This window comes from Hydrogenovibrio sp. SC-1 (assembly GCF_002848135.1).
Lineage (GTDB): Bacteria > Pseudomonadota > Gammaproteobacteria > Thiomicrospirales > Thiomicrospiraceae > Hydrogenovibrio.
Window position 1 is genome coordinate 1 of the sequence record NZ_PKGB01000026.1, and the last position, 20,706, is coordinate 20,706.

Annotated in this window: 19 protein-coding genes and 1 pseudogene; 2 read left to right on the plus strand and 18 right to left on the minus strand. The window is 41.4% G+C overall.

Features of this window, described 5'->3' with window-relative positions; all coding sequences use genetic code 11:
- The 5 genes and pseudogenes from CYQ88_RS10650 to ycaO form a co-directional block, all read right to left on the minus strand.
- Nucleotides 1–426 (minus strand): annotated as a pseudogene (locus CYQ88_RS10650) (3-deoxy-8-phosphooctulonate synthase); the annotation flags it as partial.
- Between the two features lie 15 nt (nt 427–441).
- Nucleotides 442–2,079, minus strand: a complete 1,638-nt coding sequence (locus CYQ88_RS10655) for a CTP synthase (protein ID WP_101841344.1) — start codon at nt 2,077–2,079, stop codon at nt 442–444.
- A 106-nt stretch (nt 2,080–2,185) separates the two neighbouring features.
- Entirely contained in the window at nt 2,186–3,475 is a 1,290-nt protein-coding gene (gene tilS / locus CYQ88_RS10660; protein WP_101841329.1) for a tRNA lysidine(34) synthetase TilS, read from the minus strand.
- Between the two features lie 65 nt (nt 3,476–3,540).
- Nucleotides 3,541–4,497 (minus strand): acetyl-CoA carboxylase carboxyltransferase subunit alpha, encoded by a 957-nt coding sequence (locus CYQ88_RS10665; RefSeq protein WP_101841330.1) that lies wholly within the window; start codon nt 4,495–4,497, stop codon nt 3,541–3,543.
- Between the two features lie 98 nt (nt 4,498–4,595).
- The gene (ycaO, locus tag CYQ88_RS10670; RefSeq protein ID WP_101841331.1) at nt 4,596–6,347 is read right to left on the minus strand and encodes a 30S ribosomal protein S12 methylthiotransferase accessory factor YcaO; all 1,752 of its coding nucleotides are present in this window, start codon (nt 6,345–6,347) and stop codon (nt 4,596–4,598) included.
- A gap of 270 nt (nt 6,348–6,617) precedes the next feature.
- On the opposite strand from ycaO, the gene CYQ88_RS10675 reads away from it, so the two are divergent.
- Complete coding sequence (locus CYQ88_RS10675) at nt 6,618–6,908, plus strand: hypothetical protein (RefSeq protein WP_101841332.1); 291 nt, start codon at nt 6,618–6,620, stop codon at nt 6,906–6,908.
- Here CYQ88_RS10675 and CYQ88_RS10680 read toward each other — a convergent pair.
- From CYQ88_RS10680 to CYQ88_RS10690, 3 genes are all read right to left on the minus strand, one after another.
- Nucleotides 6,905–7,774: a hypothetical protein gene (locus tag CYQ88_RS10680; RefSeq protein ID WP_101841333.1), complete on the minus strand. Its 870-nt coding sequence runs from the start codon at nt 7,772–7,774 to the stop codon at nt 6,905–6,907. The two genes, CYQ88_RS10675 and CYQ88_RS10680, sit on opposite strands and share 4 nt — an antisense overlap.
- A gap of 331 nt (nt 7,775–8,105) precedes the next feature.
- Entirely contained in the window at nt 8,106–8,777 is a 672-nt protein-coding gene (gene tsaB / locus CYQ88_RS10685; protein WP_101841334.1) for a tRNA (adenosine(37)-N6)-threonylcarbamoyltransferase complex dimerization subunit type 1 TsaB, read from the minus strand.
- Entirely contained in the window at nt 8,774–10,693 is a 1,920-nt protein-coding gene (locus CYQ88_RS10690) for an ATP-dependent DNA helicase (protein WP_101841335.1), read from the minus strand. The genes tsaB and CYQ88_RS10690 overlap by 4 nt, the downstream gene beginning before the upstream one ends.
- A 146-nt stretch (nt 10,694–10,839) precedes the next feature.
- Here CYQ88_RS10690 and ykgO point away from each other — a divergent pair, with 146 nt between their 5' ends.
- Nucleotides 10,840–10,965: a type B 50S ribosomal protein L36 gene (gene ykgO / locus CYQ88_RS10695; RefSeq protein ID WP_012823010.1), complete on the plus strand. Its 126-nt coding sequence runs from the start codon at nt 10,840–10,842 to the stop codon at nt 10,963–10,965.
- Nucleotides 10,966–11,034: 69 nt separating this feature from the next.
- On the opposite strand, the gene CYQ88_RS10700 is transcribed toward ykgO, so the two are convergent.
- The 10 genes from CYQ88_RS10700 to CYQ88_RS10745 all read right to left on the minus strand — a co-directional run.
- Nucleotides 11,035–12,015 (minus strand): chemotaxis protein CheV, encoded by a 981-nt coding sequence (locus tag CYQ88_RS10700; RefSeq protein WP_101841336.1) that lies wholly within the window; start codon nt 12,013–12,015, stop codon nt 11,035–11,037.
- 121 nt (nt 12,016–12,136) lie between these two features.
- The gene (rnhB, locus tag CYQ88_RS10705; RefSeq protein ID WP_101841337.1) at nt 12,137–12,706 is read right to left on the minus strand and encodes a ribonuclease HII; all 570 of its coding nucleotides are present in this window, start codon (nt 12,704–12,706) and stop codon (nt 12,137–12,139) included.
- Nucleotides 12,703–13,878 carry a lipid-A-disaccharide synthase gene (gene lpxB / locus CYQ88_RS10710; protein WP_233188877.1) on the minus strand — a complete coding sequence of 392 codons (1,176 nt, stop codon included), beginning with the start codon at nt 13,876–13,878 and terminating at the stop codon, nt 12,703–12,705. Before lpxB ends, rnhB begins: the two co-directional genes overlap by 4 nt.
- Complete coding sequence (gene lpxA / locus CYQ88_RS10715; RefSeq protein ID WP_101841338.1) at nt 13,862–14,632, minus strand: acyl-ACP--UDP-N-acetylglucosamine O-acyltransferase; 771 nt, start codon at nt 14,630–14,632, stop codon at nt 13,862–13,864. The genes lpxB and lpxA overlap by 17 nt, the downstream gene beginning before the upstream one ends.
- A gap of 30 nt (nt 14,633–14,662) precedes the next feature.
- Complete coding sequence (gene fabZ, locus CYQ88_RS10720; RefSeq protein ID WP_101841339.1) at nt 14,663–15,100, minus strand: 3-hydroxyacyl-ACP dehydratase FabZ; 438 nt, start codon at nt 15,098–15,100, stop codon at nt 14,663–14,665.
- A gap of 7 nt (nt 15,101–15,107) precedes the next feature.
- Nucleotides 15,108–16,145 carry a UDP-3-O-(3-hydroxymyristoyl)glucosamine N-acyltransferase gene (gene lpxD / locus CYQ88_RS10725; protein WP_101841340.1) on the minus strand — a complete coding sequence of 346 codons (1,038 nt, stop codon included), beginning with the start codon at nt 16,143–16,145 and terminating at the stop codon, nt 15,108–15,110.
- A gap of 16 nt (nt 16,146–16,161) precedes the next feature.
- Entirely contained in the window at nt 16,162–16,695 is a 534-nt protein-coding gene (locus CYQ88_RS10730) for an OmpH family outer membrane protein (protein ID WP_101841341.1), read from the minus strand.
- Nucleotides 16,696–16,801: 106 nt separating this feature from the next.
- Nucleotides 16,802–19,096 (minus strand): outer membrane protein assembly factor BamA, encoded by a 2,295-nt coding sequence (gene bamA / locus CYQ88_RS10735; RefSeq protein WP_101841342.1) that lies wholly within the window; start codon nt 19,094–19,096, stop codon nt 16,802–16,804.
- Nucleotides 19,089–20,459, minus strand: coding sequence for an RIP metalloprotease RseP (gene rseP, locus CYQ88_RS10740; protein WP_101841343.1), 1,371 nt, complete (start codon nt 20,457–20,459; stop codon nt 19,089–19,091). Before rseP ends, bamA begins: the two co-directional genes overlap by 8 nt.
- A partial coding sequence (locus tag CYQ88_RS10745) for a phosphatidate cytidylyltransferase (protein ID WP_199170195.1) occupies nt 20,456–20,706 on the minus strand: 251 nt, incomplete at its 5' end. The genes CYQ88_RS10745 and rseP, both read right to left, overlap by 4 nt.

The window sequence follows — 20,706 nt, forward strand, 5'->3', positions numbered from 1 at the left end:
ATCCCAAGGCGCTTGAAACTGGCCTTTTTTGATATTAACGGGTAATCCCTGCTTACAGACATTTTGAATAAAGTTCGTTTGACGCACTAAAAATGCAGGGGTTTGCATCACATCCACTACGCTAGCCACTTCCTCTAGCGGCGTATCTTCGTGGACATCAGTCAAAACGGGAACCCCAATTTCTTGCTTAACCTTCTGTAAGATTCGCAAGCCTTCTTCTACCCCTAACCCTCTAAAGCTTTTAGTAGAGGAACGATTAGCTTTATCATAAGACGATTTATAAATAAAAGGGATACCTAGCGCACTAGTCAATTCCTTTAACTGACCTGCTGTATCAATTGCCAATTGTTCAGACTCTATAACGCAAGGCCCGGCAATCAGAAAAAAAGGCTGATCAATTCCAACATCGAATCCACATAATTTCATAAGTTAAAATCCTTTTTAACCTTTATTTTGAGTTTGCTTATGCAGATTGGCTGCAGTGACAAATGCTTTAAACAATGGATGACCATTACGCGGTGTGGAAGTAAACTCGGGGTGGAACTGACACGCCACAAACCAAGGATGATCAGCAATTTCAATTGTTTCGACCAAACTACCATCTTCTGACCGACCTGAAATAATTAACCCTGCCGCTTCCAGTTTTGCAATATAGCCATCATTCACTTCATAACGATGACGATGTCTTTCACGAATCAGGGGCGAACCGTAAATTTGTTCAATTTTACTACCTGATAGCAAACGACAATTTTGTCCCCCCAAACGCATAGTTCCACCCAGGTCTTCTTGCTCTGTTCGCTCAACAATTTGACCTGACTCATCTGTCCATTCGGTAATAAGCGCCACCACAGGTGTAGAGGTATCTGCATTCAATTCGGTACTATGGGCTTCTGGGTAGCCCGCCACATGACGCGCATATTCCACAACAGCCATCTGTAACCCTAAACAAATCCCTAAAAAAGGAATTTTGTTTTCACGTGCATATTGTATGGCTGCAATTTTGCCTTCAACGCCACGTTCTCCAAAACCACCGGGCACCAAAATTGCATCCATTTCGGCAATGGCAGCATTACCATTAGTTTCCAACTCTTCCGAATCAATATAATGGATATTGACTCGAGTTTGTGTGTGGATTCCGCCATGAATCAGGGCTTCTATTAGCGATTTGTAGGCTTCCGTTAAATCAACATATTTACCCACCATCGCAATTTCGACCGTTTGCTTGGGATTCAACTGGGCATCAACGACCTTATCCCAATCTGTCAAATCGACTTCACGCGCATCAATTCGGAAACGATCCGTTACCAAGTTATCCAACCCTTGCTCATGAAGCATTCTTGGCACTTCATAAATGGAACGAGCATCCAACGAATTTATTACGGCACTTTCTTCAACATTCGTGAACAAGGCAATTTTTCGTTTTTCAGACTCTTCTAATGGACGCTCAGAACGACAAATCAATACATCGGGTTGAATCCCAATCGATCTGAGTTCTTTGACCGAGTGTTGTGTGGGTTTGGTTTTGACTTCACCGGCAACCGCGATATAAGGCAATAACGTTAAATGCATAAACAAGGCTTGTTGTCGTCCAACTTCAACCGCCAATTGACGAATGGCTTCCAGAAATGGTAGCGACTCGATATCCCCAACCGTACCGCCGACTTCTACCAAAGCGACATCATAGCCTTCTGCAGCGAGTTTAATGCGTCGCTTAATTTCATCGGTAATATGAGGAATCACCTGAACAGTACCGCCTAGATAATCTCCTCGGCGCTCTTTGCGAATAACTTTTTCATAAACTTGCCCAGTTGAAAAGCTATTACGTTGGGTAAAATTTCTTTGTACAAAGCGTTCATAATGCCCAAGGTCCAAATCTGTTTCAGCACCATCATCGGTAACAAAAACTTCACCATGCTGAAAAGGACTCATGGTGCCTGGATCAACATTGATATAGGGATCCATTTTTAACATACTAACTTTAAGTCCCCTTGCTTCTAACAAGGCGCCTAAAGATGCAGCAGCAATGCCTTTCCCCAATGAAGAAACAACACCACCCGTAACGAAAATAAACTTTGTCATGAAATCACTTTGGTTTAGAGTTTTATTCGGCATTTTCAGTGCATTGTACATCTGAAAAGTTCGTCCGAATTGAAGGTTAAGAATGGAAGCAAATTATAGCGGATAATCACCCTTTCGGCAATTCCTTTCCAACAAATGTTTTTACTGAATGAAAGCCCAGAACAGCGACAGGCATGTGATCCACTTCAACAATCGGCCAACGCTGACGATCCCAAACTGGCACCCGATGTTGCTTAAACCATTGCTTTAATTTTTTCGGAGTCGACACCCAGTCCATATCCTTAGCGGATATTGCTCTCAGTAGAACGCACCGTCCCACAAATAGCTGATCCAAAACACGAAAATCATCCATTAAAGCTTGGTTCCAAAATTGCAAATCATTCGGCGAAAACAAATCTGCATCAAGATAATAATCCGTTTGAAACGTTCGATAATAAAACAGCGTTGTTTGATAAGTTCTCAAGAGACCATTCGCCAATCGTCTTTGCGGCTGAGACTGTGGAGTTGAACCTTTAAAAGCACTTTCAATCCATTCTAGAATAGACTGATTTAATTGTAATTTCATATCATAATGAAAAACCCAAAAACGAATCACATTTTTAATTCTAGCAAAATGATTAAACAGATCTTCTGGCAGTTTTATAGCAAATGCAGAATGTTCACATCGCTGAAAATCGATTTCAGCCAACTCATTTAACAACGATAAACCTTCACTCATATGCAGAGCTGACTGAGCGACATTGGCCTCAAAAAATGGCCAGGCCTGGTTAAATTTTGGCAGAATCTCATGCCGAATAAAATTTCGTCTAAAATTCGTGTCAACGTTAGTCGAATCTTCTACCCATTGTAGCTGATAATGTTTTGCATACGCCTTCAAATCAGCGTAAGGCACCTGTAATAAGGGACGATAATGCCGTTTTTTCTGATCACCATCAAACTGCCAGTACTTTAGATTGGGCATTGCGGCTAAACCCGCAACACCCGCGCCTCTAGCAAGATTCAATAGTAGTGTTTCAGCCTGATCACGTTGATGATGCGCTGTTAATAGAACCGTTTGGTCGTCGACAAACGCACACAACGCCTGATACCGTTTTTGACGGGCAACTGCTTCGATGCCTTGACGAGCAGATGAATCGACTTGAACAGCGACCGCTTGAAAAGCAATCGAATAATGATCACAGATTTGGGCACAATGTTGCGCCCATTGGGTAGAGTCAGCCTGCAGACCATGATCGATATAAACTGCATGCAAGCGTTCTGAGGGTATTTTTTGCGATAACGCATCCAACAGAACGGTTGAATCCATTCCGCCACTAAAGGCAACTAGAAAACGGGGCTGTTCAGGAAAGGTTGCCACCAAGTCAATGATGGCCTGTTCGATTAATGCGTTAGACACTAGATGACATCATCTTAAACGCAACTGTGCTTAAACGTTGGTTGATTATTAAACTATCTAAAAGATTAGGCCGTTTCAAAATTGCCATATTGCATATACCGCTGATACCGATTTTCCAATAAGGTTTCAACTGGCACTGACGCTAAGCTTTGAAGCTGACTCAATAACGCTTCCTTAAGGGAAGATGCAGCCGCAGCCGGATCACGATGAGCCCCACCTAAAGGTTCTGAAACAATTTCATCGACCAACCCTAATTCTTTTAAGCGCGTCGCCGTAATACCTAAAGCAGCAGCCGCATCAGCTGCATTGGCCGCATCCTTCCACAAAATGGAAGCACAGCCTTCAGGGGAAATCACTGAATAAGTACTATATTGCATCATCATAGTTACATCACCGACACCAATTGCTAAAGCGCCACCAGAACCACCTTCTCCAATTACCGTACAAATCACAGGTACGGTTAACTCTGACATTTCCAGCAAATTTCGGGCGATGGCTTCAGACTGCCCTCTTTCTTCGGCATTAATCCCAGGATAGGCACCCGGAGTATCAATAAATGTCAAAATGGGTAAATTAAAGGTCTCTGCTGTTTTCATTAACCTTAGGGCTTTACGGTACCCCTCTGGTCGAGGCATACCGAAATTACGTGCAATTTTTTCTTTGGTGTCACGACCTTTTTGTTGACCAATCACCATTACAGCCTGTCCATCAATCCGCGCCAAACCGCCTACAATCGCCGCATCATCTGCAAAAGCACGGTCACCATGCATCTCTTTAAAATCTGTGAAAATGGCTTCTAAATAATCCAACATATAGGGGCGCTGTGAATGTCGAGCAACCTGGGCAATCTGTACATCAGACAAACGACTAAAAATAGACTGTGTTAAGTTTTTGCTTTTTTGTTCAAGCGCTGAAACCTCTTTAAGCAAGTCCATATCCTGGCCATCTAAATGTCGCAACTCATCAATTTTGGCTTCTAATTCCGCGATGGGCTGTTCAAAATCTAAAAAGTCTAGTTTCATTCGGTTATTTCCTAAATAATGCGCTGGGTAAATGAGGTCTATTCACCTAATAAACCCGATATTCTATCAAAAATGCTCTCTTTACTGGTAATTTTGTTTTACCAGGTTGCCGCCTTTTTAACTTGGTGAATTCGATCATAAACCGACAATAGCGCCAGATGGTTACGGCTGTTACGGAAAGCATCCATGCCGATATCGATTCCACCAAACAAGCACTCTCTTCGAATGCACTGCCAAACCCTTTCAACTGTTTCCTGCCCAAACAAGCAAGCTTGTACCGCCTCGGGGTAGTCAGACTCAGCGGATTCCAATACGATTTCCAACGCAAAGCCAAGTGCTCGATATAAATGCGCCTTGTCATCATTATCAACATAATAATGACAAACCTGTAGCTTCTCATAAGCCATCTCATAATCTTGCATCGCCAGTAATAACCACATAGACAAGTCAATAATTTTAAAGTGCTTCCAATCCGACTGTGGATCGGGCAAAAGTCCAATCAAGTTTGCTACGCCCTGATGGTCGGCAAACCCTAGTGATTCTATAGTCTCATACGCTTGTTCAAACCGATCTTCAGCATCAGAGTCTGCTAAGACTTCAAGCAATTCTCTTAATATTCGACCTTGATTTTGATTATTATCTAAAAGCTCTGACATAGGAAACACCTCAGACATGCCAGGCACTACGATACGGCAAGCTTGCAATCCAAAATGTTGGTAGTGGGCAAAATACACATCAGCGCCTTCAGCTTCAATTTTTGCGATCAAATCGGCTAATTGCGCTTGGGTTGTTCCTTGAAAGTCCCAGGGCACAAACTCAAAGTCGGCTTGCTGTGAAATAAATTTGGCATGAATCAATCCGCTGGAATCAATAAAATGATTTTCAATATTTTCATCCTCAGCGACCAATGCCTCATCAAATACCGGCACCTGGAAGCCATCTAGCAGATCCAAACTTCTTCCTTGCAAAGATTCCGTCAAAGTTCGCTCTAATGCAACCTCAAAGATTGGATGTGCGCCAAACGAAGCAAAACAGCGTCCGGTTTTTTGCTCAAACAGCGTGACGTTCATGACCGGATAGCGGCCACCTAAAGAACTATCGCGAATGGAAACTTCGATTCCTTGTTCACGCAATGCTTGACGAGCATGAACCACATTTGGGAATTGATTAATAACGGTTTCAGGCACTTCCGGCAAACACAAATTCTCAGTCAATATTTTACGCTTGACCCAACGTTCAAAGACTTCAGACAGCCCTTGCACCATCGCTTCTTCCTTGGTATTACCGGCACTTAAACCATTACTGGCATAGAGATTACTAAATAAGTTCATCGGAAAGTAAACAGTTTGACCACTAGATGCCTGTGTCAAAGGTAAACACCGAATTTGATCTAAAGCATCATTTAAGCTGAGGAAGTCCTCAGCACATAATTGTTGTTCTGGATCATATATTTTCCACAGCTCGGGCGTTAGGCAGTTTTGATAAGCATCTAGCTCAAATGCTTTCTCATTAGAGAAATACAACCCCTCTTTTTCCCAGGCCTGGTCATTTTGAGAGTGAATCAGCTTCGATTCCAAATAAAAATCAGAAAAGAAATAATTGGTTTCGAGCCGTTCAAAAAACTCACCTAAGGCACTGGCTAAAGTAGCTTTGCGGCTGGCTCCCTTACCATTGGTAAATAAAGCAGGACAAAAACGATCACGAATATGAACCGAATAAACATTGGGTACAGGGTTAAGCCAAGAAGCTTCTTCAACCTCAAACCCTTCTGCTATTAGGCGAGCCTGCAATCGCTCTATCGTGTCTTCCAAGCATGCATCCTTACCTTTTATAAACGTTTGTTCAACCATGATTTTGCCCCGTCATTGAATAATGGCGCTATCTTATCGAATTTAATCCAAGATAGTGAGAAGTTTCTTAAGATCGTTATTAGAAAAACAACCATAAAAATTTAGAAATGGATAACTATTTAAACTTAAATTTTCAAATAGTTAGCAAAGGAATAGATCAGGCTAATAGGGGTATTGATGTTTTTTCAAAAAAATTAAATAAAATCAGTAAAATGAATTTTGTTTGTTGAAAACAATTAACTACGCCCTACAACTCTTTTGGAGGATTTTATGAAACTGTTACACAAAAGCATCTTTTTGACTTTACTGACACCCATGGCGGTTATGGCTGAAGACGTTCACCCTGGCAAAGTCTTACACGATGATGCTAACTGCATGAGGTGCCATGCTGACTTAGGATATAACCAACCTGACCTAACAAAAATGGCGCCAACAGATATCAAAGGCCTTCAAAAAGCCGTTTCTTTTTGTGACAACAACCTCAGCATCGGTTGGTTTGATGATGAGAAGCAGGATGTTGTCGATTATTTAAACAAAACTTACTATCACTTTGATCATTAAGACGCTCTTAACTGTTCAATGGACTTAAGCTGCTGTTGGAGCAGCTTGAGTGCTTTGGGGTCCGCCTTTTCTAATGACTCCCCTTCTATCAAATATCGAGCATCTCTAACAATCTTATCAATTGCATCAATCAAAAAAACCTGTTTCATAGATTGATTAATTTCTTGCCAATTTCGAGGGTTACTTTTCCACAACCGTACTAAATCTGCTTGTTCTGACAATAAACGCTGAATATCCGTAATAACGAGCAAAAGCCGTGATACCGACTCATGAGGCCAAAAAGGGCGCCCATTTTGCGGATCATAATAAGCGACCCTTTCCAACTGAGCGAGTTTTAAAGCGGGTAGAATGCCTACCATTCCGATAGACCTTGCTTCTGCTTGAGTACTTTCCAGTTTTTCAACAGGCATCACCGGCGCATTCGATTTCCAACGGGAATAACTGATATAAATATTGTAACGATCAATAAACAGCAGCTTGCCCTTACCCAGATCCATAACGCTTTCCCCAGGAACAACATATTCCAAGCCATCAACCGAGAGATATTTGGTATCTTTCCACAACTCCCAGCCAGAATCTCCAGTTGACTGACCTGTTTCATCGACGGCAATCGGTACGCAAGATAAGCCATAATCATGCCCCTCGACAAACTCCTGTACCCGGATTTGAAAATCGCCCTTTTCTAATTTTTTAGTCACGATACCAATAATATAGGCATCGTCTTTAATCGTCGGTTTTGGGAATGCCACCAACACCGTTTCCCCAATATCAAAGTTTGGGGATAAGGTGGATAAGTTCGCCGCTTGTGCATAACTAAACACCACACTAAAAAATAAAAGCATTATCGATGCAAAATGATTTGGCATTTTCCCTCCCTAAGCCGTCACTACTGAATGCAATTAAAACACTTTTTATAAAAACATATTATCCTATTGTTTTAAAAAGGATTTAAGTATAACTATTCTGCAAAAACACAATATTCTAACAATATTAGAAATTCATAATATCACTTTTGTATTGTCAATTTCGGTAAAAGGACTATTTATCTAATTCTGAAACTTTCATCCACAAAAGCTGTGGATAAAATTGTGTGTAAAAAGAGAATGACATCAAAAAATGCTGAAATTTCTTGACGCTTAACAGCATTGTTTAAAATCTAAGCACGAATTATTTGGAGGGCTGTTCAAGCAGCCATCATTAAACAGCTTTGGGCTTATCTGCAACATTATTTCGTAAATATACCGGCATGGGTAACTGCTGAGAGAGATCGTAACTATTATTCGGTCTTTGCTGTGCAATCATCGCGATTGCTTCTGCCGAAGGATATTGATCTAACCAAAGACCAAACCCCCCTGCCAATTCAGGGTAGACAGGTTGAATATCACCAATTCCGTTTTTCACTTGCGCCTGAGTTATTTTTTCATGCGCCATCTGCTTAGAAAGTAAAAGCGCCTGCTCTGAATCAAGTATCCCAGCTTCGATATGACAGGTTTGCAGATAGACTTCATGCATTCTTGCATCTAACAAAGCGACCCAGTCACTTTGTCCAGTTTGCTGAAAACCTTGCCAAGCCATCGCTTCCAATGTTGATACTGCTTGAACCGGTTTACTCCACCCTAACGCAAGTCCTTGTACCACGCCAGCGGCAATACGAATGCCCGTAAACGCACCAGGCCCTTCACTAAATGCCAGTGCATCAATCGATGACTCATCACAACCCGCATTCGCCAATACAGACTCAACCATCGTTAACATTAAGTTAGCATGTTGTTGAGGAGCCATTTCAAACTCAGTAAAACACTCATGCCCTAACCGTAAACTCACTGAACAGGCTTTGGTTGAGGACTCAACAGCCAGTACATTCATCATAATTTTTCCTTTGCAGTTTCAGCATCATACACCCACTTAAACTTTGGCAGACTATTCATAATTAATTGTCCATAAGACTTTTGACTAATTCTAGGATCACACAAAATAAGCACACCCGTATCGGAAGTATCTCTTATCAATCGTCCTGCACCCTGCTTCAACGCAATAATCGCTTCAGGGATTTGAAAATGATAAAAGCCACTTAACCCTCTTTGGCGCAAATCTGTTTCTCTAGCCTGCACAATAGGATCGTCTGGTGGAATAAAGGGAATACGGTCAATCAATACAATCTTGAGCGCCTCTCCTTTTACATCAACGCCTTCCCAAAAACTACTGGTACCCAATAATAATGGCTGCTCCATTTCTTTAAAGCGACTTAAGAGCGCATTTTTGGGAAGATCCCCTTGAACTAATAATGCTCCTGGCCAATGAGCTTTTAGAAGCACCTTAGCTTCCTGTAAAGCGCGATGACTGGTAAATAACAGAAAAGCACGTCCTTTACTTGCTTGCAGTAAAGGCCAGGCAGCTCTTAAACAGATTTTGATATAGTCCGTTGCGCTGGGAGCAGGCAAACCAATGGGGTGATAAATCATCGCTTGCTTTGCATAGTCAAACGGACTTTCCCATTGATGCGTCTTGGCACCAGCCAAACCTAATCTCTGTGAAAAATAATCAAAACTTTGATTTACACTTAAGGTTGCAGAGGTAAAAATCCAAGCCCCACCAGAGGCGGCTCTTTGCCGACTAAAGGGATCAGCCACACTGAGTGGCGTTAAATTCAATTTGAACCGAGACTGGGCAGACTCCAACCAGCGTATCTGTTGATTATCGTCAGTTTTTAACCAAAGATTTAATTGCTTTTCAAATAACTGTAACCGAGTCAATAGCGCCGATAGTAATTTGCCACGATCCGCTAACTGTTTGACGGTAGCAGAGACTCGTACCAATTGCTCAGAAAGCGCTTTTAGAGCTTTTTCTGCAGCATTCTGTGTTTGAAATTGTTCTCTTGTCCAGCGTTTTTCCCACTTACCTAGCTGTTCATTGAATGCTTGAATAGCTTCTGCCAATTGCTGAGTTTGATCTTTCAATTCGACCGTGTCTGGAGACTCTTGTTGATAAGCTAGCTTTAAATCCCTAACCAATTCATCAAATTGATATCGAGAGAGGTTAAACCCCAAAAATTGGGCTGCAATATCAGGTAATTGATGCGCTTCATCAAAAATATAAATATCGGCTTCTGGTAGAACCTCTCCAACACCCTGCTCACGTAAAGCGAGATCCGCGCAGAACAAGTGGTGATTAACAATAAGTACTTGTGCATCAGCAGCTTGTTGTTTAATTTTGGGATAAAAACAACAAGCTTCTGATGCATGACATTCATTGGCTTGACAAAATTCAAGACGCGCACAAACCCGATGCCAAATCGGATCATTTTCATCCAATTCCGACAACTCAGCCTTATCTCCCGTTTGCGTTTTCTGCTGCCAATCTTGAATTAATGAGAGTTTTTTCCAAACATCCTTCGGATGATGTTCAGCGGTTTCAGTCAATTCTAATCGCTGAGGACATAAATAATTTTCTCGCCCTTTTAAAACCCTAACCGCACCATCAATCTTGCACCAAGATAATAAATTCGGCACATCTTTATTTAGAAGCTGATCTTGTAAAGTCTTAGTTGCGGTTGAAACAATCACTTTTTTGCCAGACAACAAAGAAGGAATCAAATACGCAAAGGTTTTACCCGTGCCCGTGCCCGCTTCAGCAAGTAAAGTTTCTTGCTGGTCAATCGTTTCAGCAACCGCTTCAGCCATTTCAACCTGAGCATGGCGAACTTGGTAGCCAGATGTTTGTTGCGCTAGAGGGCCATTTTCTGACAATATCTCAGCCAATTGATTTTTAATAGACTTAGCAGTCATCGCAAAATAGCACTCATGAGTCCCCAACAGTTTAAAAACTGGGGCATTTTAACAAAAAACTAGACAAGCAGACTAAATATCAGTAAAATCCACGCTTTCAAATTTGAACCGTTGATATCTATCAACAAACTGCCTAGGAAAATACTATGAAAATTTTATCTTCATTAAAATCAGCGAAGACTCGCCATAAAGATTGCCAGATCGTCAGACGTCGTGGTAAGGTTTATGTTATCAACAAAACGAATCCACGCTTCAAAGCGCGTCAACGTTAAGTTTTTAACTGTTCGCAAATAAAAAAGGCACCTGATCAGTGCCTTTTTTATTGCCTATTGGAAAGTCCATTAATCGGCCGATTTATAGTACTTCTCTTCAATTTTATGAATGGTTTCTACAATCAAATTGGTATCCACCTTCCCGACAAAGTGATCAGCACCCATATCAATTACTTCACGACTGTTATTATCACTGGTCATCGATGTATGAACCACAATCGGAATATTCCGAGTTTTTGGATTGGCTTTCATCTCCTTAATCACAGTATGTCCTGACGCTTCAGGCATTTCCAAGTCGGTAAAAACCATCGAAATATCATCCATACTTTCTAATGAGCCCAAATAATTTAACAATAGCCGCCCATTTTCAAATCCTTGATAACGAAGCCCCAGTTGCTCAAATACCATACCCATATACTGCTGTATTGCACGGCTGTCTTCAGCAAACAGAATCTGGCGGCTTTTCACCGCTTCAGAAATTTGATAATCCTTATCACCAACCGATTTTGCAGAAGAAAATATTTTCTCAGCCATCGACGGCATTGCTTCAATCAATAGCTTTTCAATATCTAAAATAAAACAAAGCGTCTCACTATTTTCCAAGTAAGTATGATTAATAACCTGGTTGGTATTAACATTCATATTGTAATTACCAGCCGGTTTGATATCTGCCCAATCCTTTTCTTCGACCCCATGGATATGAGCAACACGCATACCGATAAAGTTATGACTGAAGTCGGCGACGATGATAATCGACTTTTCACGCTCTTCTTCGGTCATTTCAAACCCCATCCATCTTGGGAGGTCAATTACAGGGAGATAGATACCACGAAGCTCAATCATACCCTCAATCAATGGATTGGCATCCGGCATTTCTGAAATTTCATAAGCACGAGCTTCTAATACTTCACGCACTTTAAAAACATTCATCCCATAGTAAGGTGGCGTGACATTTTCATGAGGAAACTGCACCTGAAAAATCATTAAACTCATTTGATTGTTTTTACTTAGCTGTGCTGTTTTTTCAACCTGTTCTAATGCCGTGGTCATAACTATTCCTAATGTAAATGTTTGAAAAAACGATCATGAAGGTTCGTAAAAATAACCGACACATCAGTTTTTAAAACTTTAATCGAATTCAAAATAATTCTCAAATGAAATCCAGATTATCTTAACGACAAATATTTTTTACGGGCTTAAAGCTGAGCCGATAACCTGGAATAATGCCATATTCCGCCAACCGCTCTAGGTGCATCACAGTCGGATAGCCTTTGTGCTGATCAAAACCATACTGTGGATAGCGTTTGTGTAAGGTTAACATCTGCTCATCTCGATAAACTTTTGCCAAAATAGATGCTGCACTAATGGGCGCAACCAATCCATCCCCTTTAACAATTGCTTCACACGAACAGTCTAGATCAGGACATCGATTACCATCCACCAAGACTTTCTGATAAGGCTGCTTTAATCCTGCTACCGCTCTTGTCATCGCTAGCATTGTTGCATTTAAAATATTTAACTGATCGATTTCTTCCGGTGAAGCTGTTGCAATACAAAAATCAACCGCTTCTTGCTTGATGGCTTCCGCCAATGTCGTTCGTCGCTTTTCCGATAATTTTTTCGAATCCATTAACGGTAATTGGCAATCATCTGGCAAAATAACTGCCGCCGCAACCACATCTCCAACTAAAGGCCCTCTACCAACTTCATCTACCCCTACCTGCTGTGAAATCGCAATCATAGGTGGGCCCACTTTTTAATAGCCTCAACCGTAAGAGCCGACGTATTCTGATGTAACTGTTTGGCCTGCTTTTTAAACTCGGATAACTGCATATCTCGTTGTTTTTGATCTTGGATTAATTTACCTAGAGCTAATGTAATATTTTCCACGGTTGCTTCCAATTGTATCAATTCTGGAACAATCAGTTTCTTTGCAAGAATATTGGGAAGGCCAATCCATTCCGTCGTTGCCAATCGCTTCATAATCCAATAAGAAATAGGGTGTACTTTCATGGCCAAAACCATAGGTCTTTGCATTAATGCCGCTTCAAGCGTAGCAGTTCCTGATGTCACCAATAATTGATCTGCTGCAGCCATCACTAATTGTGGCTGTTGATCTAATAAAATAATCTTCAAACCCTGTCCATAATCCATCACCGCTTTTTCAATTCGGCTTTTCGCGACTTCATGGACACAAGGTATGACAAAAACCATTGCCGTATGGATCGTTTGAATTTTCACAGCAACTTGAATATAAACGTCAGCCATCAACGCAATTTCACTCATGCGAGAACCAGGTAACAAGCCTGTTACCAATGCATCAGAGGACAGTCCAAGTTGTTGCCTAGCACCCTGTTTATTCGGAGCCTTTAAAACCTGGGTTGCTAAAGGATGCCCGACATATTGAGCAGGAATGCCATATTTTTGATAATAAGGTAACTCAAAAGGAAATAAAACCAGTACCCCATCAACTTGCTGCTTTATTTTAAGCAAACGCTTCTCTCGCCAAGCCCAAACAGAAGGGCCTACATAGTGAATAGCAGGAATTCCAGCTTTTTTAGCAGCGCCTTCGATTTTAAAGTTAAAATCAGGGGCGTCGATACCAATAAATGCCTGAGGTTTTAATTGAAGAGTTTGCTTGATACAAAATCGACGAATGGAGAGTAATTCAGGAAGGTGCTTAATAACCTCAAAAAAACCCATCACCGAAAGCTTCTGCATGGGGAACCAAGTCTGCAAGCCTTGAGCGCACATTTTTTCACCACCAATTCCATGAAATTGTGCCTGTGGATATTGACGCTTTAGTGCAGAGATTAGATCAGCGCCTAACAAATCACCAGAAGCCTCTCCCGCTACCAACACAAATACGGGGGCTTTCTCATGTATTCCTGTGGGGCTATCGGACAACGCCACGATGGGAGTTTTTTAGAAAGGTTAACAATGAATCAAGCGTTTTGCGCTCGTCATTAATCGCATCAATTTCTTGAATCGCTTCTTCGAGGCGATATCCTGTGCGATATAAAGCTCGGTAAGCTTTCTTGACCAAGTTCAATTGCACTTTATCAAACCCTCGACGCTTCAAGCCCTCAATATTAAGCCCTCTAGGTCCTGCTAAATTTCCAGAAACGGTTACAAAGTTTGGCACATCTTGATTAATGACACTACCCATACCGCAAAATGCATGTTCGCCAATATGACAAAACTGATGGACCAACGTGTAACCACCTAAAATGGCCCAGTCATTAACCGTGACATGGCCAGCCAAGGCCGATGCATTTGCAAAAATGGCATGGTTACCAATGATACAATCATGTGCAATATGAACACCCGCCATAATCCAGTTATCATCACCAATGGTGGTTTCGCCACGATCTTGAATGGTACCCCGGTTAACGGTCACATTCTCACGAAAGGTGTTATTGTCTCCAATCGTTAATCGCGTTGGTTCACCCGCATATTTCTTATCCTGCGGGGCAGCCCCAATAGAACCAAACTGAAAAAATTGATTATTTTTACCAATTTGAGTCGGCCCTGAAATAACCACATGTGGACCGATAACCGTTCCTGAGCCGATGGTGACATCTGCCCCAATAATACTATAGGCACCCACCTGAACATCAGGTGCAATTTGAGCCGTTTCATCAATAATCGCCGTAGGATGAATCACACAAACCCCTTTAGATCTCTTTGGCCAGGCTTAGACTTTACGCTCTGCACATAGCATGTCACAGGAAGCAATTAATTTTCCATCAACACTGGTAGTACACTCAAACTTCCAAATGCCTCTTTTATTATTAATAGCCTTGACTTCAAAATCAAGCCGATCACCAGGAACGGCAGGCTTTCTAAAACGGCAATTATCAACCGCTGCCAAATAATACATTGAAGTCCCATCAGGTTTCACTTGCTGGGTTCTAAAAGCCAAAATACCAGTACATTGGGCCATCGCCTCAATAATCATTACACCAGGCATGATCGGATTATCCGGAAAATGGCCAGTAAACTGCGGTTCATTATAGGTCACATTTTTATATGCCTTTAAAGAGGTTCCCGCTTCAAATTCTGTAACACGATCCACTAATAAAAAAGGATACCTATGCGGTAAATATTCGAAAATTTCTTTAACATCCAACATTTTATTTTTATTCCAATTTTGTTTTGAGTTCTTGCACTGCTTTTTCTAAGCTTTTAATTTTTTGAGCCATATTCTGTAAATTTTTACTTCTCACCATATTCTTTTGCCATTCCCCCGTGGGGATCGCAGGGAAACCTGAATAACTACCAGAGGACTTGATCGAATGAGTCACACCAGCCTTCGCACCAAATTGTGCCCCATCGGCCAACTTTATGTGACCGTTAACACCAACCTGCCCACCAAAAGCACAATACTTTCCTACGGTTGTACTACCAGCAAAACCGACTTGACTGGCAATTGCAGAACCATACCCTACTTTCACGTTATGGGCAATATGCACTAAGCTATCAATAATACAGTTATCTTCAATCACCGTATCTTCAATAGCTCCCCGATGAATATTCGCATTTACGCCAATAAAAACACGGTCGCCAATGACAACCCGACCCAATTGCGGAATTCTCTGCCATTCACCCTGATCGTTTGCAAATCCAAAGCCCTGACCACCAATCACACAACCGCCATCTAAAAAGACTTGTTTGCCGATGATGCAATCTGTCATGACGGTGACATTCGGCATCACTATCCCCTGTTCACCGATTTTGACTTTATCCATCAACACTGAACCGGGACCAATATAGGTATGATCACCAATCTCGACTTCAGCCCCGATCACAGCATGAGCTCCAACGTGAACCCCCTGACCCAATTTGGCAGAAGCGTCAACACTGGCAGAAACGTCAATACCAGGCTCAAATTGAAAACCGTTTAATAAACTCGAGACTTTCGCAAAAGCATAATAGGGATTAGAGACAACTAAGCAATTAGATTCCGTTAACGATTGAAATTCGCTTTTTAAAATCACGGCGCCAGCTTGAGTGTGAGTCAGTTCCTGTTGTCTCTTTGGGTCGTTGAAAAAGGTAATTTGATCCGATCGTGCATGGGTCAAACTCGAAACTTGACAGATTTCATCGTCCCCCTTACCCACTAGGGTGACTTCTAGCCCTTCATCGGCTAAAAAGTTTGCAATATCATTTAATTTCAAAAGCTTGACTCAAATTTTACTGATTAAAATTATCGCGTTTACTGCGATATTCTTTTTCTAAGTACTTCAATACCTCTTCGGTAATATCTAAGCGGTTATTGGTATATGCAATACCTTCATACAAAATCAAGTCATAAGCTTGCTGCTTACCAATTTCACGAATTGCTTTATTTACTTCATTTTGTAAACTAGCCAATTCTTCATTTCGACGAATATTAACCAATTCTTGAATGTCATTTCTTTTACGCTGAATATCTCGCGTCATCATCGTAATTTCACGCTCTGAAGCTGCCTTTTGAGACTCTGACAAAATCAACTGGTTTTTTTGATACTCTTTTTGCATCTGTTCCAGTTTTTCTGCCATTCGTTTCAACTCAGCTTGCTGAGGTCCAAATTCCTGTTCAAGGCTTTTACCTGCAGCTTGGGCCTGAGGGGCTTTTTCTAACAGCATACCAACATTAACCACGCCTAACTTAACGGATTGCGCCTGCACTTGATTGGCAAATACCCAGAAAAGCACGCCTACGAATGCTATTAGCCTTTTATGCATAACCTTATCCTTAGTCAAAAATTTTATTTATTGTATCCGATTTAATCTAGCTTTTTAAGCGTTTTCCCTGCATCAATAACTGACGCTATCCGTGATCAATGACAAATTACATTGGGATGCCTAAGTTAAATTGGAAGACTTGTGTTCGATCACCATCTTGATAATTCAAGGGTTTTGCCAAACTGAAAGCCAGAGGTCCTATTGGCGTCAACCATGACACAGCTAACCCAGCGGCAGAACGAAATTCAGGTAATTTAATATTACTCCCTTGATTAAACACGTTACCCGCATCAACGAATAAACTTAATCTTAAGTTGCCCGAATCCTCAACAAAAGGCATTGGGAAAATGATTTCGGCATTCGAAACAATTCGAGTGGTTCCACCAATAGGACGAGTTGACCCATCTATTGTCTGATCATAGCGTTCTCCCAATGAATTCGCTTCATACCCTCTAACGGTCCCAAAACCACCTGCATAAAAGTTCTCATAAAAGGGTATTTGACTGGTTCCTGAATAGGTTCCAGCATAAGCCATATCACCTTTCAGTTTAAAGGTGAATATTTCATTCAAGGGAAAATAAGCCGAATCGTGATAATAAAGTTTATAAAAGGAAATGTCCGAATTGGTTGGTATCACCAACTCACCACTTAACGTGAAGTTACGACCGTCTGTCGAAAAACTGTAACTATTGGTGGTATTTTTTTGCCAGCCCATTGTTAAACGAACCGACTCATGCCCTTGTTGATTATTCTCATCAACATAAGCATTACACGTGGTAAATGTACTCACACATTCAAGCGACTGTCGATCGAGTTTAATCCCATAATTCATTTTACTCCACTCATCTAGCGGATACGAAAGACTTGTGCGAACCCCTAAGTTATTAGTTGTATAGTCGGAGACGTTTAATTGTGCGGCATCTATCTGACGATAATAAAACGCCCCGGTTAAAGAGACACCATTTTGGGTAAAGTAAGGATCCGTGACACTAATATCTGCATATTTTGTTGAAGCACTACTTCTCGCACTAATATTGGTACTGTAACCCGAACCGATCACATTTCGTTCTGTCACACCGAGTGTAAAGCTAATCCCATCTATTTGTGAATAACCAACCCCTGCATTAAAGGAACCTGTTGACTGCTCTTCGAGTTGGACCACTAAATCGACTAAATCCTTAGAGATTCTTTCCGTTCCAACTCGAGCCATTTTGAAATAACCTAACTTATTCAATCGAAGGTTAGATTGACGTACTGCCTCTAAAGAATAAGGCGCACTTTCAAACTGTCTCAGCTCACGGCGAATCACATCATCCCAAGTTCGGGTATTGCCCTCAATACGGATTCGTCTGACGTAAACGCGGCTTTTTGGCTCAATCCGAAAATCGATATTCACCAAACGATTATTCTTATCCAAGTCGGTAATCGGTTCAATTTCTGCAAACGCATACCCTTCTTCACTTAAACGATCGCGCAGTGCATTCACCGTTTGAACGATTTGCGCACGTGAAAAGTAATCTCCTGAATGAATTTTCAGCAAGCCTTCTAGCTCCGCTTTCTTCAAAATGGGGTCACCACTAAAATTAACTCTGGCAACCGTATATTGCGGCCCCTCTTTCATATTAATGGTAATAAACACTTCCGTTTTATCAAGCGACAAGCTGACTTGAGAAGAAGTGACTTCATACTCAGCAAACCCTCTATCCATATAATAAGATCGTAAACTTTCGATATCAGATTCGAGTTTCGGTTTTGCATATTTATCAGAATCCCCAAACACGACAGACTCAGTCAATAGCATCTGGTTTTTTAAAGTCTCATCAAGATAGGTCTTATTTCCAACCATCGTAATCCGTCCAATAGTGGCCGGCTGTCCTTCTTCTGTCTTAATCAGAAGCGCAACACGATTACGCGGCAGTTCAGTGACTTGAATATCAATCTCAGCGGCATAATATCCTTGATTTTGATAACGTCTTCTTAAATCCAAAATAATGGATTCCATTTGCGTATCATTAAAGATTCGACCTTGTTTGACACCCATTCCGCTTAAAGCCATGGTCATTTCTTCTTTGGTAATCAGCTCATTCCCTTCCATCTCTACCTCTGCAATGGAAGGACGTTCCAACACCCGAATCTTCAATACGCCCTGACCTTCTTTGAACAGACCAATATCTCTAAAAAAACCCGTTCTATAAAGGGCTTTAATACTTTCATGAACATTTTGCTGAGTAACGACATCCCCCACTTCAATGGGTAAATAACTTCGTACGGTTTCAAAACTCACCCGTTGATTTCCCTCTAACTCAATCTGTTCAACAGTAAAGGCAGGTGCTGCCTGAGCAAATGCAAAACCAGCATTTAAGAAGGCTATGACGATAAATTTAAAAAAATGTTTAACCATTTGAAATACGTACCACATCGTTAAATAAAGCAAAAAAAGTCAGCGCTAAAATCATCGCTAACCCGAATTTCTGAGCGACCGCTTCAACGGCTTCTGACACAGGAGAACCTTTAATCATTTCAATGACATAAAAAAATAAATACCCACCATCCAGCACGGGAATTGGCAAAAGATTCAAAATACCAATACTCAAACTTAATAAACCTAAAAGTGATAAAAATGCAATCGACCCATTTTGCAACGCCTTACCCGAGTATTCCGCAATACTCACTGGCCCAGAAATATTTTGCGCGGACACCTTTCCGAGAACCATTTGTTGAATCATTTCAGCCGTCATATCAAGCATTTTCCAAGTATGTTCGCCGCCTTTCATCATGGATTGCCACACAGAATAGCTTTGTGTGGTTTGATAAGCTTTTTGTGTTTGTTCATCTATCCAAGCCGTTGCACCGAGGTAGCCAATAGTACGCTCGCCAAGCTGTTTTTCACCTAGCTTTACCGTTTTCAAGAGAATCCCATTTTGACGCTCAATCAAAAATGGCAAAGACTGACCCGGATGCGCTTGAATCAAGGCAACCAACTCGGACCAGGTTGCGACCGCCTGATTATTGACTTCCAACACTTTATCTAGAGGTTTAATCCCTGCAATTTCTGCAGGGGATTGCGAAGAAACCTGATCGATTTTCGGTTCTGAATTTGGCAACTTGGATTGAAATCCAAGCACACTTAACCAGCGTTGCTTAGGTTGGTTAATATCTAAGTCCTGCAAGCCAAGCTCAATGATTTTCTGCTGAGAACCAGAAAAGGCTTTTAATGACACGGCTATTGATGACTGTTGGTTAATTAACGCCCGCAAAATCGACTGATGCACTTCTTGCCAGCCTAGAACCGGACGATCATTGACAGACACAACTTGCCAGGCCTGGTCATTATTTGGTAACTGAGTGGCCAACGCCGTGTTAGCGGGGATATTTTCAAATACTGGCTTAACACCCGTGATACCTGAAAAATAAATCAATGAAAAAGCCAACCAAGCAAATAATAAATTTATCACCGGCCCGGCAGCCACCACCGCAAAGCGCTTATAAACCGATTGTCGATTAAAGGCTCTTGGCAAGTCTTCAGCAGCCACTTCACCTTCACGCTCGTCCACGAAACGCACATAACCACCTAAGGGTATCAAAGCCAATTGATAACGGGTTTCACCCCGCTGTTGTGCAAAAAGAACTTTGCCAAACCCTATTGAAAAATGCGTCACCTTAATGTTAAACAATCGAGCTGTGATAAAGTGACCCCATTCATGAATGGTGACCAATACCCCTAACGCAATCAAAAAACCAAGAAGAGACCAAATAATTGTCATGCAACAATGCCCTTCCAAATAAAATAAAACATGGGAACTGCGATTAATAGACTATCAACTCGATCCAATATCCCACCATGTCCAGGTAAAAGCTGACTACTGTCTTTTAAATCAACTTGCCGCTTGAGTAAACTTTCAAACAAATCGCCAAAAATCGAGAAGATTGCAATGAACGTAAACAGCAACGCCACGACCTCATTGGAGTATAGCAACGTTGGCTGTAAATAATTCAACCCAAACCAGGCGA